At 68.0% G+C, this 13,025-nt stretch carries 13 protein-coding genes and 1 pseudogene; 5 read left to right on the top strand and 9 right to left on the bottom strand.

Annotated features, from left to right (window positions below; genetic code table 11):
• Positions 1–74: 74 nt before the first annotated feature.
• From AB3K92_RS06490 to AB3K92_RS06460, 7 genes and pseudogenes are all read right to left on the bottom strand, one after another.
• Positions 75–593: a DUF3455 domain-containing protein gene (locus AB3K92_RS06490; RefSeq protein WP_059621779.1), complete on the bottom strand. Its 519-nt coding sequence runs from the start codon at positions 591–593 to the stop codon at positions 75–77.
• A gap of 140 nt (positions 594–733) precedes the next feature.
• Positions 734–992 (bottom strand): annotated as a pseudogene (locus tag AB3K92_RS06485) (hypothetical protein); the annotation flags it as partial.
• A 115-nt stretch (positions 993–1,107) separates the two neighbouring features.
• Positions 1,108–2,223 (bottom strand): alkene reductase, encoded by a 1,116-nt coding sequence (locus tag AB3K92_RS06480; protein ID WP_059496306.1) that lies wholly within the window; start codon positions 2,221–2,223, stop codon positions 1,108–1,110.
• A gap of 64 nt (positions 2,224–2,287) precedes the next feature.
• On the bottom strand, positions 2,288–3,094 hold the full coding sequence (gene dkgB / locus AB3K92_RS06475) for a 2,5-didehydrogluconate reductase DkgB (RefSeq protein WP_060218872.1): 807 nt from the start codon (positions 3,092–3,094) through the stop codon (positions 2,288–2,290).
• Between the two features lie 151 nt (positions 3,095–3,245).
• Complete coding sequence (locus AB3K92_RS06470) at positions 3,246–4,202, bottom strand: LLM class oxidoreductase (protein ID WP_369464691.1); 957 nt, start codon at positions 4,200–4,202, stop codon at positions 3,246–3,248.
• A 19-nt stretch (positions 4,203–4,221) separates the two neighbouring features.
• The gene (locus tag AB3K92_RS06465) at positions 4,222–4,545 is read right to left on the bottom strand and encodes a hypothetical protein (protein ID WP_048023473.1); all 324 of its coding nucleotides are present in this window, start codon (positions 4,543–4,545) and stop codon (positions 4,222–4,224) included.
• Between the two features lie 28 nt (positions 4,546–4,573).
• On the bottom strand, positions 4,574–5,776 hold the full coding sequence (locus AB3K92_RS06460; RefSeq protein ID WP_059487487.1) for an MFS transporter: 1,203 nt from the start codon (positions 5,774–5,776) through the stop codon (positions 4,574–4,576).
• 101 nt (positions 5,777–5,877) lie between these two features.
• Here AB3K92_RS06460 and AB3K92_RS06455 point away from each other — a divergent pair, with 101 nt between their 5' ends.
• Positions 5,878–6,822 (top strand): LysR family transcriptional regulator, encoded by a 945-nt coding sequence (locus AB3K92_RS06455; protein WP_059487484.1) that lies wholly within the window; start codon positions 5,878–5,880, stop codon positions 6,820–6,822.
• A gap of 175 nt (positions 6,823–6,997) precedes the next feature.
• Here AB3K92_RS06455 and zwf read toward each other — a convergent pair whose 3' ends face one another.
• Positions 6,998–8,473 carry a glucose-6-phosphate dehydrogenase gene (gene zwf / locus AB3K92_RS06450; protein WP_042972725.1) on the bottom strand — a complete coding sequence of 492 codons (1,476 nt, stop codon included), beginning with the start codon at positions 8,471–8,473 and terminating at the stop codon, positions 6,998–7,000.
• 201 nt (positions 8,474–8,674) lie between these two features.
• Here zwf and AB3K92_RS06445 point away from each other — a divergent pair, with 201 nt between their 5' ends.
• Together AB3K92_RS06445 and AB3K92_RS06440 are read left to right on the top strand one after the other, a co-directional pair.
• On the top strand, positions 8,675–9,253 hold the full coding sequence (locus AB3K92_RS06445; RefSeq protein WP_059487482.1) for a TetR/AcrR family transcriptional regulator: 579 nt from the start codon (positions 8,675–8,677) through the stop codon (positions 9,251–9,253).
• A gap of 154 nt (positions 9,254–9,407) precedes the next feature.
• Positions 9,408–10,283, top strand: coding sequence for an SDR family NAD(P)-dependent oxidoreductase (locus AB3K92_RS06440; protein ID WP_175850229.1), 876 nt, complete (start codon positions 9,408–9,410; stop codon positions 10,281–10,283).
• A gap of 220 nt (positions 10,284–10,503) precedes the next feature.
• Here AB3K92_RS06440 and AB3K92_RS06435 read toward each other — a convergent pair whose 3' ends face one another.
• The gene (locus AB3K92_RS06435) at positions 10,504–11,214 is read right to left on the bottom strand and encodes an IclR family transcriptional regulator (protein WP_059857067.1); all 711 of its coding nucleotides are present in this window, start codon (positions 11,212–11,214) and stop codon (positions 10,504–10,506) included.
• Between the two features lie 165 nt (positions 11,215–11,379).
• Between AB3K92_RS06435 and AB3K92_RS06430 the strand changes: the two genes are divergently transcribed.
• On the top strand, positions 11,380–12,078 hold the full coding sequence (locus AB3K92_RS06430; RefSeq protein WP_059857064.1) for a methyltransferase: 699 nt from the start codon (positions 11,380–11,382) through the stop codon (positions 12,076–12,078).
• Entirely contained in the window at positions 12,078–13,025 is a 948-nt protein-coding gene (locus AB3K92_RS06425; RefSeq protein WP_369464690.1) for a hydroxyacid dehydrogenase, read from the top strand. Before AB3K92_RS06430 ends, AB3K92_RS06425 begins: the two co-directional genes overlap by 1 nt.

Genomic DNA, 13,025 nt, shown 5'->3' with positions numbered 1-13,025 from the left:
TGGCGGCGTGGCGGCAGGAAGCGGGAAGATGCCCGGTGCCGGCGGCGCCGGGCGTTACCTCACGTCACGTCACTTCACTTCAGGAACACATAACGCGCGAAGTAAGGAAAGCGTCCGACCGCATGCTCGGTCGTGCACGTCGCGGCCGGCGGGGTGCCGCCCGCCGTGTCGAGCCGCTGCACGAAGCGCACGCCGGCAAGCGTGCCGGTTGCGGCCGGCGTGGCCGCGAGCAGCAGTTGAGGAACGCTGCCCGGGTGTGTGCCCGGCGCTTCCGCGAGCTTCTTGCCGGTGATGCGGCTGCCGTCGAGTGCCTCCCACGACGGGCCCGCGCCGTGCCGGACGACGAGCGTGCCGCCGGCATCGAACAGCAGTGCTTCGGGGTACTGGAATGCCCACGCGAGCCGGTGCCCGGCGTCGTATTCGCATGCATAGACCTGCATGCCGCTCGCGGTGGTCGACAGCACCGGCGTGGCCGGCTCGGGCGGCGCGAGGCCGGCGGCCTCGTCGGCATGCGCGGGCGCGGTGAACGCCGCGCAATAGAGACTGGCCGCGAGGGCCAGCAGCATGTCGCGTGTCGGGGAACGGCTGGGCATGGCGGAGCGTCCTCTCAGGTCGGGTGACGGTCGTGTGAAGTCGATCTCGTCAACACTAGACGCCGATGGCGCAGGCTGCAACCCGGAAATGACGATCGCGGCGCTAGCGGCCGCGATGGTCGGGGGGGGAGGGGCGATCGGCGGATCGCAACCGGGTTGATGTTGACCTGCGTGGAGCCGACGTACAGCGGCTGGCCGAGCACGAACGGGAATTCCCGCGCCTTGTCGCGCACCAGCGCGCGGCTGTCGATCCGCTCCAGGTTGCAGATGCCGCGCTTCGCGCGCATGTACTGGTCGATCGGGAATTCATCCTGCGTTTGCGGATTCGGATAGACCTCCGACGCCCACTCACGTGTCGCCGCCGAACGCGTCGTTCGCGCCCTGGACGGACGGATACCGGTCGGCCGCGGGTGCGGCCGGCGCGGCGTGCGCCGCCCGGGCCGCCGCGAACGGCAGGATCGCGCCGAACGCGAGCCGGGCGAGCGTTGCTTTCATGCCGGACTGCGGTGAATCGTTACGCCGCGGCTTGCGCGAGCGTCGGGTAGTCGGTCAGGCCCTGGGCACCGCCGCCGAACAGCGTGTTGCGGTCGTGCGGCGCGAGCGCGGCGCCGGTGCGCAGGCGTTCGGGCAGGTCGGGGTTCGCGACGAACGGGCGGCCGAACGCGACGAGGTCTGCCCAGCCGGCGGCGATCGCTTCGCGTGCGCGCTCGGCGGTGTACGCGCCGGCGTAGATCAGCACGCCCGGGTACGCGGCGCGGAGCTGCTGCTTGAATGCGACCGGCATCAGCGGCGCGTCGTCCCAGTCGGCTTCCGCGATGTGCAGGTAGCCGACGCCGAGCTCGCCGAGCAGCTTCGCGGCGGCGAGGTAGGTCGTTTCCGGATCGTCGTCGACGCAGCCGTTCAACGTGGTCAGCGGCGCGAGGCGGATGCCGACGCGCGACGCGTCGCCGGTGCCTTCGATCAGCGCCTGCGTGACTTCACGCAGGAAGCGCAGCCGGTTCTCCAGCGAGCCGCCGTATTGGTCGGTACGCGTGTTCGCATTCGAATCGATGAACTGGTTGACGAGGTAGCCATTCGCGCCGTGCAGCTCGACGCCGTCGAAGCCGGCTTCGATCGCGTGGCGCGCGGCGGTGCGGTACTGGTCGACGATCTCGCGGATTTCGTCGACGGACAGCGCGCGCGGCTCGGATGCCTGCACGAAGCCCGGCGTGCTGCCGTCCTCACCGGCGATGAACACGTTCACGCCCTTCGCCTGGAGCGGCGACGACGATACGGGTTGCGCGCCGCCGAGCAGGCTCGTGTGGCTCAGGCGGCCGACGTGCCACAGCTGCGCGAAGATGCGGCCGTGCGCGGCATGCACGGCGTCCGTCACCTTGCGCCAGCCGGCGACCTGCGACGGCGTGTGAATGCCGGGCGTCCATGCGTAGCCCTTGCCGAGCGGCGCGATGTAGGTGCCTTCGCTGACGATCAGGCCCGCACTCGCGCGCTGCGCGTAATACGCGGCCATCAGTTCGTTGGCTTCGTCGCCGGGCTGGCTGGCGCGCGAACGCGTCATCGGCGGCATCACGATGCGGTTCGGCAGCGTCAGCGCGCCGAATTGCAGCGGTTGGAAAAGCGGGTCCTGGGTCATGATGGAGTCCTGTCGGGGCCGCGGCCGGCTGGCCGCGGACGATTCGATCGAGAGAGCGGTGCGTTTAGTCCCACTTCGGCGCGAGGCCGGCAGGGTCGACTTCGCGGCCGTTGCGCTCCAGCGCGGCGATCTGCGCCATGTCTTCGTCGGTCAGGCGCAGCGTCTGCGCGAGCAGGTTGCTCGCGAGGTTCTCGCGCTTCGTCGACGACGGAATCACCGAGTAGCCGAGCTGCAGCGCCCACGCGAGTGCGACCTGTGCCGGCGTCGCGTCGTGACGCTGTGCGATCGCGCCGATCACCGGGTCGCCGAGCACCTTGCCGTACGCGAGCGTCATGTACGACGTCACGTGGATGCCTTCGGCGTGCAGGAACTCGACGAGCTTGCGGTTCTGCAGGTACGGGCTCAGTTCGATCTGGTTCGTCGCGATCGCATCCTTGCCGACGGCCGCGATCGCTTCCTTCGTCAGTTCGATGTTGAAGTTCGAGATGCCGATCTGGCGCGTGAGGCCCTTCGCCTTCGCGTCGGCCAGCGCGGTCATGAACGCCTGGATCGACACGCCGTTGTCCGGGGCCGGCCAGTGGATCAGCGTCAGGTCGACATAGTCGGTGCGCAGCTTGCGCAGGCTTTCCTCGAGGCTCGCGACGAGCTTTTCCGGTGCGTAGTTGTCGACCCAGATCTTCGTCGTGAGGAACAGGTCTTCGCGGCGCACGCCCGACGCGGCGATCGCTTCGCCGACTTCGGCTTCGTTGCCGTAGATCTGCGCGGTGTCGATCGCGCGGTAACCCACTTCGAGGCCGTTACGCACCGAGTCGATGACCACCTGGCCTTGCAGGCGGAACGTACCGAGGCCGAATGCGGGAATGTTGCTCATCAAGTGCTCCTGAAAGGGGTGGAACGGTTGCGGTATGGAAGTCATTCTGGCGCTTGATACTGATGAGATAAACGCCTTTAGAGGTCAAAAATATTTGATTTGAATTCAAATATCGGTCGTGCGGCGGGCTCGCTCGAGGCCGTTGCCGGCCTTATGCGGCGCGCGTCTGCGCGTTTGCCTTCGTATTCGCGTGGAATATCGGCAGCACGTCCGCCGCGATCTCGGCCATCGTCTCGTCGAGCGGGCGGCAGTTGCGGCGGAAATGCAGGCCGATGTGCCGTACGCCCGCGTCGCGCATCGCCGCGAGTTCTTCCGTCAGCGCGATGCGTCCGGCGCGGGCGCCGAAGCGGTGCCGCTGCAGCGGCTCGTGCGGATCTTCCGCGAGGTCGAGGTGGATGAAGCTCACGTACGGTTTGTCGCCGGCCACCGCGCGCCAGTTCGCGGCGCGCTGCAGGTGATCGGCCGGCGTGCCCGGATACGCGAGGCAGCCGTCCATGTGCTCGCCGATCCACGCGGGCGTTTGCTGCGCGAGACCCGCGACGAGCAGCGGCACCGGCGAGCGCGCGGCCGGCAGCACCTCGAGGCCCGGCGGCAGATGCCCGCGCGCGCCGTCGCGCAGCAGCGCGACCTGGTCGCGGAAATTCGCGCCGCGCGACGCGAAGTCGCGGCCGAACAGCGGATATTCGACCGGACGGTCGCCGCTCGCGACGCCGAGCATCAGGCGGCCGCCGCTCAGTTCCTGGATCGTCGCGGCCGATTTCAGCGTCAGCAGCGGTTCGCGTAGCGGCAGCACGACGGCCGCCGTGCCGAGCAGGATGTCGTGCGTGATCCCGGCGAGGTAGCCGAGATACGAGAACGTTTCGAACACCTGCGCGGCGTCGCCGAACGACGGGTCGTACACCGGCACGTCGCGCACCCAGAGTGCGCGGAAGCCGAGCGTGTCGGCCAGTTGCGCGAGTTCCGCGTGGATGTCGAGGTCGGGCACGCCGGGGTGGCGGCCGTCATGCCGGCGTTTCGCGTTGCCGGACGGGGTCCAGTCGTTGTCGAGCGGCAGTTCGATGCCGATGCTGAAGCCGCCGTCGGCGAGCCTGTCGAGTGAAGTGGGCATGATTGGGGGCTCCGTCCGTTCAGACCGCGCGCAGGCTGCCGTCGAGCCGGTAGAAATCGAGCGACGACGCGGTGAAGAACGAGCGCGACGTGCCGGCGGCGAAATCGTCGATGTGCACGACGGTGGCGCGATCGGCTTCCTGCCACGAGATCGCGTAGGCCTCGCCGGCGATGAGTTGCCACGTGTATTCGACTTCACCCTTCGCGCCCGCGTACGGGCCTTCGGTGATCTCGTAGCGCATGTGGAGGCCGTCCTCGTCGTATGCGTTGAGCGCGGTGAGGCCGTCGTAACGGACTTCGAAAGTCTTGCCGGCGAACGGCGGACGTCGGGTCGATGCGTTCATGCGGGTGGCTCCTGTGAATAGGTGACGTTCAATGGGCGAGTTCGACGGGTTCGGCCGTGCGTTCCGGCAGCCCGTGGCTGCGGTCGAGACGGCCGCTCAATGCGGTGAGCGCGAACGCGCCGAGCGTGACGACGGCGGCGATCCACGGCGTGTGGCCGAGGCCGACGTTCGCGACGATCAGGCCGCCCAGCGACGAGCCGCCGGCCACGCCGAGGTTGAAGGCGGCGATGTTGAAGCCCGATGCGACGTCGGTGGCGTCCGGCGCGAAGTGGCGCGCCTGCTTGACGACGTACACCTGCAGCCCCGGCACGTTGCCGAACGCGACCGCGCCCCACGCGAGCATCGTCAGCACCGCGAGCCATTTCACGTGGATCGTGAAGGTCAGCGCGAGCAGCACGATCGCGAGCAGCAGGAAGATCCGCTTGAGCGCCTTCACGGGGCCGACGGCATCCGCGAGCTTGCCGCCCCACACGTTGCCGACCGCGACCGACACGCCGTAGCCGACGAGCACGAGGCTGACCTGCGACGGCGTGAAGCCGGCGATCTGCTCGAGCAGCGGCGCCATGTACGTGAACGCGATCAGCGAGCCGCCGTAGCCGACGGCCGTCATCGCATAGACGAGCAGCAGGCGCGGCTGGGCCAGCACGCGCAGCTGGCGGGCGAGCGGCGCCGGCGGCGTCTGCGGCAGCCCGCGCGGCACGAACGCCACCGCGCCGAGGAACGCGACCAGGCCGAACAGCGCGACGATCAGGAACGTCGCGCGCCAGCCGAAGTGCTGGCCGATGAAGGTGCCGAGCGGAATGCCGGCGACGAACGCGACGGTCATGCCGCTGAACATCGTCGCGATCGCGCTGGCGGCCTTCTCCTTCGGCACGAGCGTGGTCGCGATGATCGAGCCGACCGAGAAGAACACGCCGTGCGCGAGGCCGGTGAGGATGCGCGCGACGATCAGCGATTCGTAGCTGGGCGCCTGCCAGGCGACGAGGTTGCCGACGGTGAAGAGCGCCATCAGCCCGGCGAGCAGCGTCTTGCGCGGCACGCGGCCGGTGAGCGCGGTGAGCAGCGGCGCGCCGATGGCGACGCTCAGCGCATAGAGGCTGACGAGCAGGCCGGCCGACGGCAGGCTGACGCCGAGATCGGCACCGATCGTCGGGATCAGCCCGACGATCACGAATTCGGTGGTGCCGATGGCAAAGGCGCTGATGGTCAGCGCAAGCAACGCGAGTGGCATGACGGGATCCGGGTTTCAGTAGGAATGGATCGCAGTGTGCCGGCTTTACTTTTGCTGAAAAACTCGTCTATAAACCAAATTGTTTTGATTTCAAATCAACAATGAAAATCACCCTAGACGAACTCCAGGCCTTTGCCGCCGTGGTCGACACCGGTTCGATCACCGCCGCCGCCCAGCAGCTCGACCTCACCGTGTCGGCCACGAGCCGCACGCTCGCACGGCTCGAGGAGAAGCTGAAGACCACCCTGCTGCGCCGGACCACGCGCCGGCTCGAACTGACCGAGGAAGGGCGCGCGTTCCTGCAGGACGCACGCGCGATCATCGAATCGGTCGAGACGGCGGAAGAGCAGATGCTCGCGCGGCGCGAGATGCCGTCCGGGCGATTGCGCGTCGACGCCGCGACGCCGTTCATGCTGCACGTGATCGTGCCGCTCGTCCGCGGCTATCGCGAACGCTTCCCGAAGGTCGAGCTGGAGCTGAACAGCAACGAGGGCATCATCGACCTGCTGGAGCGGCGCACCGACGTCGCGATCCGGATCGGCCGGCTGAAGGATTCGACGCTGCACAGCCGGCGGATCGGCAACAGCCGGCTGCGCATCTTCGCGAGCCCCGCGTATCTCGAAGCGCACGGCCAGCCTCGCAAGGTCGAGGATCTCGGCAAGCACACGCTGCTCGGCTTCACGCAGCCCGAATCGCTGAACGTGTGGCCGATCCTCGGCGCGGACGGCGAAGCGTGCCGCATCGAGCCGGACATCTGTTCGTCGAGCGGCGAAACGTTGCGGCAGCTCGCGCTGGAGGGCGCGGGTGTCGTCTGCCTGTCGGATTTCATGACCGCGCAAGATCGCGAGGCCGGGCGGCTCGTGCAGGTGCTCGCGCGCCAGACGCTCGAGATCGAACAGCCGATCAACGCGGTGTATTACCGGAATACCGCGATTTCGTCGCGGATCGCGTCGTTCGTCGATTACATGATCGAGGTGCTGGGCGGCGGCAGCGGCGGCAGCGATGCGCCGGCACGGCGCAAGGCGGCGTGGATGGGGACGGTGTAGCCGGGGGCGGCTGTATCGTTGCCGCCGGGCGCCGTTCCCGCGCGGGACAGCTCGGCGGACTTTCTCCGGCCGAAGCGAACGGCGCGGAGGCGGGCGGCGCGCGGCGGGCGCGCCGATGTGATCCGGCATGCCGACGGCGCTTGCGCCCCCGACATGCCGTCGCGTGCTGTGCTTTCTACGCTTCCTCGGCCCACGACATCCCGTCGCGCGCGAGCAGCGCCGACGAAGCCGCGGGCCCGAACGTGCCGGCCGTGTACAGGCGCGGCCGGTCGCCGAGCTGCTTCCAGCCGTCGAGGATCGGCTCGACCCACGACCAGGCGGCTTCGAGTTCGTCGCGGCGCATGAAGTGCGTGAGGCGGCCGCGGATCACGTCGATCAGTAGCCGTTCGTACGCTTCCGCGCGCCGCTCCGGAATCGCCTGCTGCAGGTCGAGGTTCAGGCTCACCGGCACCATGTTCATCCCGCTGCCCGGTTCCTTCGCGAGCATCTGCAACTGGATCGACTCTTCCGGCTGCAACTGGATCACGAGGCGGTTGCCGTAATTGCGCGGGCCGGTCGGGATGATCGAGAACGGCATGTCCGCGAACTCGATCACGATCTCCGACTGGCGGCGCTGCAGCCGCTTGCCGGTGCGCAGGAAGAACGGCACGTTCGCCCAGCGCCAGTTGTTGATGTGCGCGCGCAGCGCGACGAAGGTTTCCGCGCGGCTGTCCGCCGGCACGTTGTCTTCCTCGAGATAGCCCTTGACCGGCTGGCCGTCGACCGCGCCGGCCGTGTACTGGCCGCGCACCGTGTCGCGCGCGACGTCCGACAGCGACATCGGCCGCAGCGAGCGCAGCACCTTCAGCTTCTCGTCGCGCACCGCGTCCGGGTCGAGCGACACGGGCGGCTCCATCGCGACGATGCACAGCAGCTGCAGCAGGTGGTTCTGCACCATGTCGCGCAGCGCGCCGGTATGGTCGTAGAAGCCCGCGCGGCTGCCGACGCCGACCGTTTCCGCGACCGTGATCTGCACGCTGCGGATGTTCGGCGCCTGCCACAGCGGCCCGAAGATCGGGTTGCCGAAGCGCAGCACCATCAGGTTCTGCACGGTCTCCTTGCCGAGATAGTGGTCGATCCGGTAGATCTGCGATTCCTCGAAGTGCTTGCCGACCGCGTTGTTGATCGCCTTCGCGGACGCGAGATCGTGGCCCAGCGGCTTTTCGAGGACGACGCGCGAGTGCCTGTCGACGAGATGCGCGGCCGACAGGTTGTCGCAGATCGTCGTGAACAGCTCCGGCGACGTCGACAGGTAGAACACGCGGATCGCGTCGCCGCGCGCCGCCTCGGCGAGCCGCGCGTAGTCTTCCGGCGCATTCACGTCGATCAGCACGTACTTGAACAGGTCGAGGAAGCGGCTCCACGCATCGGCGTCGAACGCCTTCTCGTCGATGAACGGGCGCGACTGCTCGTCCATGAACTTGCGATAGCCGTCGATTCCCCAGTCGCGGCGGCCGACCGCGATGATGCGCGTCTCCGGCGGCAGGTTGCAGTGCAGGTGCGCCATGTACAGCGCGGGCAACAGCTTGCGGGCGGCCAGGTCGCCGCCGCCGCCGAAGATGATCATGTCAACGGGCCGGTCGGCCGCGGTCTGGGTAGGCTGATTCGTCATGGGAGGTTCGCGTCTGAAACGGTGAGCGTGGAACGAACATCGAGGCACAGGGCGCCGATACGTGAACGCACCCGTACGTGAAAACGCTAATAGTGCACGGTTTTGATGGATTGCGTATGGGTTCCCCCGGATGTAACAGGGCTTGCATTCCACATGATCGCCCCATTATGATTGAGCGCTCACTCATTAAAGGAATCGATTGTGGCCCGACCGCGCAGTCCCGACAAGCACGACGCCATCCTCGCCGCGGCCGCGCGCGCGCTCGCCGAGGACGGCGCGAGCGCGACGACCGCGCGCATCGCCAGGCTGGCCGGCGTGGCGGAAGGCACGGTGTTCACCTATTTCGAGACCAAGGATGCGTTGCTGAACGCGCTCTACCTGAGCCTGAAGGCCGGCCTTCGCGAGGCGATGATGACCGGGTTTCCGGAACACGCGCCGGCCGAGCAGGCGGTGCGGCATGCGTGGAACGGCTATGTGTCGTGGGGCGTCGCGAATCCGGACGGCCGGCGTGCGCTGCAGCAGTTGGGCGTGAGCGGGCGCATCGACGACGCGCATCGTGCGGCCGGCTCGGAAGGCTTCGGCGGGATCGGCGCGCTGCTGCGCGAACAGGTCGCCGCGTCGGGCGGGCTGAGCCGCGACGAAGCCCATGCGTTCTGCTCGGCGTTGTTTACGTCGATCGCGGACACCGCGATGGAATCGATCGCACGCGATCCGGCGCGGGCCGATGCCTACCGGGAAGCGGGGTTTCGCGCGATGTGGGCCGTGTTGCACACGGTGTGAATCAAGCATGGACGTCGGCGCGGCGCGTGCCGCGACGACGGGCGGGGCGTTTCAGGCAGGGCGATGCAGGTCATGAAGGATCGCTTCATCGTCCATATTAATGAGTGAGTAATCATTCATTTTCATCGATTCACCACGATCAAGGAGTGGAAAAATGTCGAAAGTCTGGATGGTAACGGGGGCCGCACGCGGCCTCGGGCGCGCGATTTCGGAAGCCGTGCTGGCGGCGGGCGACCGACTGGTGGCCGGCGCACGCGACCCGGCGCGACTGGCCGATCTGGCCGAACGTTATGGCGACCGCTTACTGCCGGTCGCGCTCGACGTCACCGACGAAGCGGCGGCGGAGCAGGCCGTCGCCGCGGCACGTGCCGCGTTCGGCCGCATCGACGTGCTGGTGAATAACGCGGGCTACGGCCATACGGCGCCGTTCGAGCAGATGGGCGCCGACGCGTTCCGCAATCAGGTCGAAACGAACCTGTTCGGCGTGATCAACCTGACGCGCGCGGTGCTGCCGACGATGCGCGCGCAGCGCGCGGGGCACATCTTCCAGGTGTCGTCGGTCGGCGGGCGGACGTCGACGCCCGGGTTGTCCGCGTATCAGGCCGCGAAGTGGGCGGTCGGCGGATTCAGCGACGTGCTCGCGAAGGAAGTCGCGCCGTTCGGCGTGCGCGTGTGCACGCTCGAACCGGGCGGGATGCGTACCGAATGGGCCGCGCAGGCGAAGCGCGACGTCGACGATCTGCTGCCCGACTATCAGCCGTCGGTCGGCAAGATTCTCGAGCTGCTCGGTGCGTATGGCGGCCACGAGATCGGCGATCCCGCGCGGATCGCGGCGCTGATCGTCGACCTGTCGCGCCGCGACGACGTGCCGCTGCGCCTGCTGCTCGGCGGCGATGCGCTGTTCGTCTGCGAGCAGGCGGAACGACAGCGCGCGGAAGAGGCGGCGCGGTGGCGCGACGCCACGCTGTCCACGCAGTTTCCGGACGCGAAGCTGCCGGACGGGCTGGATGCGCTCAAGGCGATCGAGTAAGGGCGGTCGTTGTCGCGGGCGGCGCGTCGACCGTGCCGCCCGCGCAAGCCCGGTCGCGGGCCGGCGCGATCGATTTTCTGGGCGGAGCCGACGGGCCGTCGCGTCGGTGCGGCGATGCAGGCGTCATGCCGCAGCGCGCGGGCGTGGCGTGGGCGAACGTTTCCACCGTCAGGCGACGAACGGCTCGTCGGCTTGACCCCGACCTTTGCCGAAGCGGCGATCAGATGCCGTAGACGTGCTCGCAGAGCGCGACGCTCGCCCCCAGCTTCCGGGAGAGATCGGCGGCCGCATCCAGTTGCGGTCGATCGAGCTCGCCCGACTCGTGCGCGACGCTCAGGCGGGATGCCGGACCGGAAAGCGTCAGTGCCGCCATGAACTTGTCGCCGGCGCCGAAGACCGGCACCGCGAACGCCGCCGTGTGCACGTCGCGCGCGCCCGCGGTGAAGAGGGGCAGCGCAGGCGGCTTGTCGTAGATCGGTTCGCCGAGCCCCCAGAAGCGGATCACGTGGCTGATGGCGGTGTCGTCGAGCGGCAGCTTCGTGCCCGCGAGGCGCGTTTCACGTAGACCTTCGGACGGCTCGACGCGAAACAGGCAAAGCCGCTGGCCGTCGTCGTGCACGTAGTACGATGCGCTTTCCTTCGTCAGCGCGGCCAGCGCATGCAGCGCCGGCTCCACCACCGTAGACAGATGGAAGGACTGCTCGTACAGCTTGCCGAGGTACAGCACGCGATGTCCGAGCGAATAGTTGCCGGACTGCGCGCGCACGACGTAGCCCATTCGCTCCAGCGAATTCATCAGCCGATAGACCGTCGTCTTGTGCATGCCGGATGCCTGCGACAGCGTCGCGAGCGACTGCGATTCCGCGCCGGGCTTGAAGCAGTCCAGCAGCGCAAGCGCCTTTTCCACGGCAACGACTCCGTCGTTTCCCATTCCTTCTCTCCCGTCGACATTTACCTGAGATTGTACAGAGTAAAACGCTGGTTTACCACGTAAAAGGGTAAACGCCAGTGCCATGGCGCGCGTCGTCTGGTTATAGTGATTTCACCATGTACACCAGTGTTGTACAGAGTACAACGCGCAACTCGAGGTCGAATCATGAGCAACACATCCGCCAGCACTTCTCCGATCAATCGCGACATCGAACGCGTGTCGCCGGAACTCGTTCAGGCGGCCGCGCGCTATCAGGCCGCGATCCTGGCCGACGTCGCTGGCCGCCGCGGCACGGTGCATGGTCGCGTGCGGCCGTTGTCGCCGAAGATGAAGGTCGCCGGCCCCGCAATCACGGTCGAAGTCCGCGCGGGCGACAACCTCGCGATCCATGCGGCGCTCGCCGTCGCGAAGCCGGGCGACGTCGTCGTGGTCGACGGCAAGGGCGACATCTCGTGCGCGCTGCTCGGCGAAATCATGGCGGCGCAGGCGAAGGCGAGCGGCATCGCCGGCATCATCATCGACGGCGCGGTGCGCGACGCGCATGAACTGGCCAACGGCGACTATCCGGTCTTCGCGGCCGGCCTCAATCCGTGCGGCCCGACCAAAAGCATCGCGGGGCGCGTGAATGCGCCGATCTCGCTGGGCGGCACGGCGGTCAATCCGGGCGACCTGGTGGTGGGCGATGCCGACGGCGTCGTCGTCATTGCGCGCGCCGACGTCGCGCGCATCGTCGATCTCGCGCAGAAAAAGCTCGACTTCGAGACCGCGCGTATCGCGGCGATCCACAAGGGCGACCTTCGTCCAGGCTGGATCGAGAAGGAACTGCGCGCGGCCGGCATGCTGGCCGAAGGCGAGGCGCTGTGATGCACGCCGCTTCGCCTAAACCCGTGGTCCTCGTGACCGCCGCCGACCTTGCGCCGCAAGCGCTCGACATGCTCGCGCAGTTCGACGTCGTGTTCGCCGGCAAGCAACCGACCGAGGACGACATCGTGGCGCTGTGCATCGAGCACAAGCCGGTCGCGATCATCGTCCGGTACGGCAAGATCAACGCCCGCATCATGGATGCCGCCGAAAACCTGCAGGTGATTTCGAAGCACGGCAGCGGCATCGACGTGATCGATCAGGACGCTGCTGCCGCACGCGGCATCGCGGTGCGCGCGGCGGTCGGCGCGAATGCGGCCGCCGTCGCCGAGCACGCATGGGCGCTGCTGCTCGCATGTGCGAAGTCGGTTCCGCGCCTCGATATGCGCATGCGCGAAGGTCATTGGGACAAGTCGACGCACAAGTCCGTCGAACTCGACGGGCGCACGCTCGGCCTCGTCGGTCTCGGCGCGATCGGCCGGCGCGTGGCCGCGATCGGCGCCGCGTTCGGCATGAAGGTGCTCGCGTTCGATCCGTTCGCCAAGGAAGCGCCTGTCGGTGTGAAGCTCGTGCCGCTCGACACGCTGTACGCGGAGTCGGACGTCGTGTCGCTGCATTGTCCGTTGACGGCCGACAACCGCCGGATGCTCAACCGCGACACGCTCGCGCGTTTCAAGCGCGGGGCGATCGTCGTCAATACCGCACGCGGCGGCTTGATCGACGAACCCGCGCTTGCCGACGCGCTGGCGAGCGGCCAGGTGCGCGCGGCCGGGCTCGACAGCTTCGACGTCGAGCCGATGACGACGCCGCACCCGTTCCAGCAGATCCCCAACATGATTCTGTCTCCGCATATCGGCGGCGTCAGCGATGCCGCGTACGTGAACATGGGCAAGGGCGCGGCCGCCAACGTCCTCGCGGTGCTCGACGAACGCGCGCACAGCGCGGCTTGA

Origin of the sequence: Burkholderia sp. Bmkn7 (assembly GCF_041103175.1) — a bacterium.
Classification (GTDB): Bacteria; Pseudomonadota; Gammaproteobacteria; order Burkholderiales; family Burkholderiaceae; genus Burkholderia; species Burkholderia cepacia.
This window is presented reverse-complemented; position numbering and strand designations above follow the sequence as displayed.

Bases quoted from the DNA above. Each gene is read 5' to 3' on its own strand.
- AB3K92_RS06490 (WP_059621779.1), bottom strand. From the start codon at position 593: ATGCCCAGCCGTTCCCCGACACGCGACATGCTGCTGGCCCTCGCGGCC.
- AB3K92_RS06480 (WP_059496306.1), bottom strand. From the start codon at position 2,223: ATGACCCAGGACCCGCTTTTCCAACCGCTGCAATTCGGCGCGCTGACG.
- dkgB (WP_060218872.1), bottom strand. From the start codon at position 3,094: ATGAGCAACATTCCCGCATTCGGCCTCGGTACGTTCCGCCTGCAAGGC.
- AB3K92_RS06470 (WP_369464691.1), bottom strand. From the start codon at position 4,202: ATGCCCACTTCACTCGACAGGCTCGCCGACGGCGGCTTCAGCATCGGC.
- AB3K92_RS06465 (WP_048023473.1), bottom strand. From the start codon at position 4,545: ATGAACGCATCGACCCGACGTCCGCCGTTCGCCGGCAAGACTTTCGAA.
- AB3K92_RS06460 (WP_059487487.1), bottom strand. From the start codon at position 5,776: ATGCCACTCGCGTTGCTTGCGCTGACCATCAGCGCCTTTGCCATCGGC.
- AB3K92_RS06455 (WP_059487484.1), top strand. From the start codon at position 5,878: ATGAAAATCACCCTAGACGAACTCCAGGCCTTTGCCGCCGTGGTCGAC.
- zwf (WP_042972725.1), bottom strand. From the start codon at position 8,473: ATGACGAATCAGCCTACCCAGACCGCGGCCGACCGGCCCGTTGACATG.
- AB3K92_RS06440 (WP_175850229.1), top strand. From the start codon at position 9,408: ATGTCGAAAGTCTGGATGGTAACGGGGGCCGCACGCGGCCTCGGGCGC.
- AB3K92_RS06435 (WP_059857067.1), bottom strand. From the start codon at position 11,214: ATGGGAAACGACGGAGTCGTTGCCGTGGAAAAGGCGCTTGCGCTGCTG.
- AB3K92_RS06430 (WP_059857064.1), top strand. From the start codon at position 11,380: ATGAGCAACACATCCGCCAGCACTTCTCCGATCAATCGCGACATCGAA.
- AB3K92_RS06425 (WP_369464690.1), top strand. From the start codon at position 12,078: ATGCACGCCGCTTCGCCTAAACCCGTGGTCCTCGTGACCGCCGCCGAC.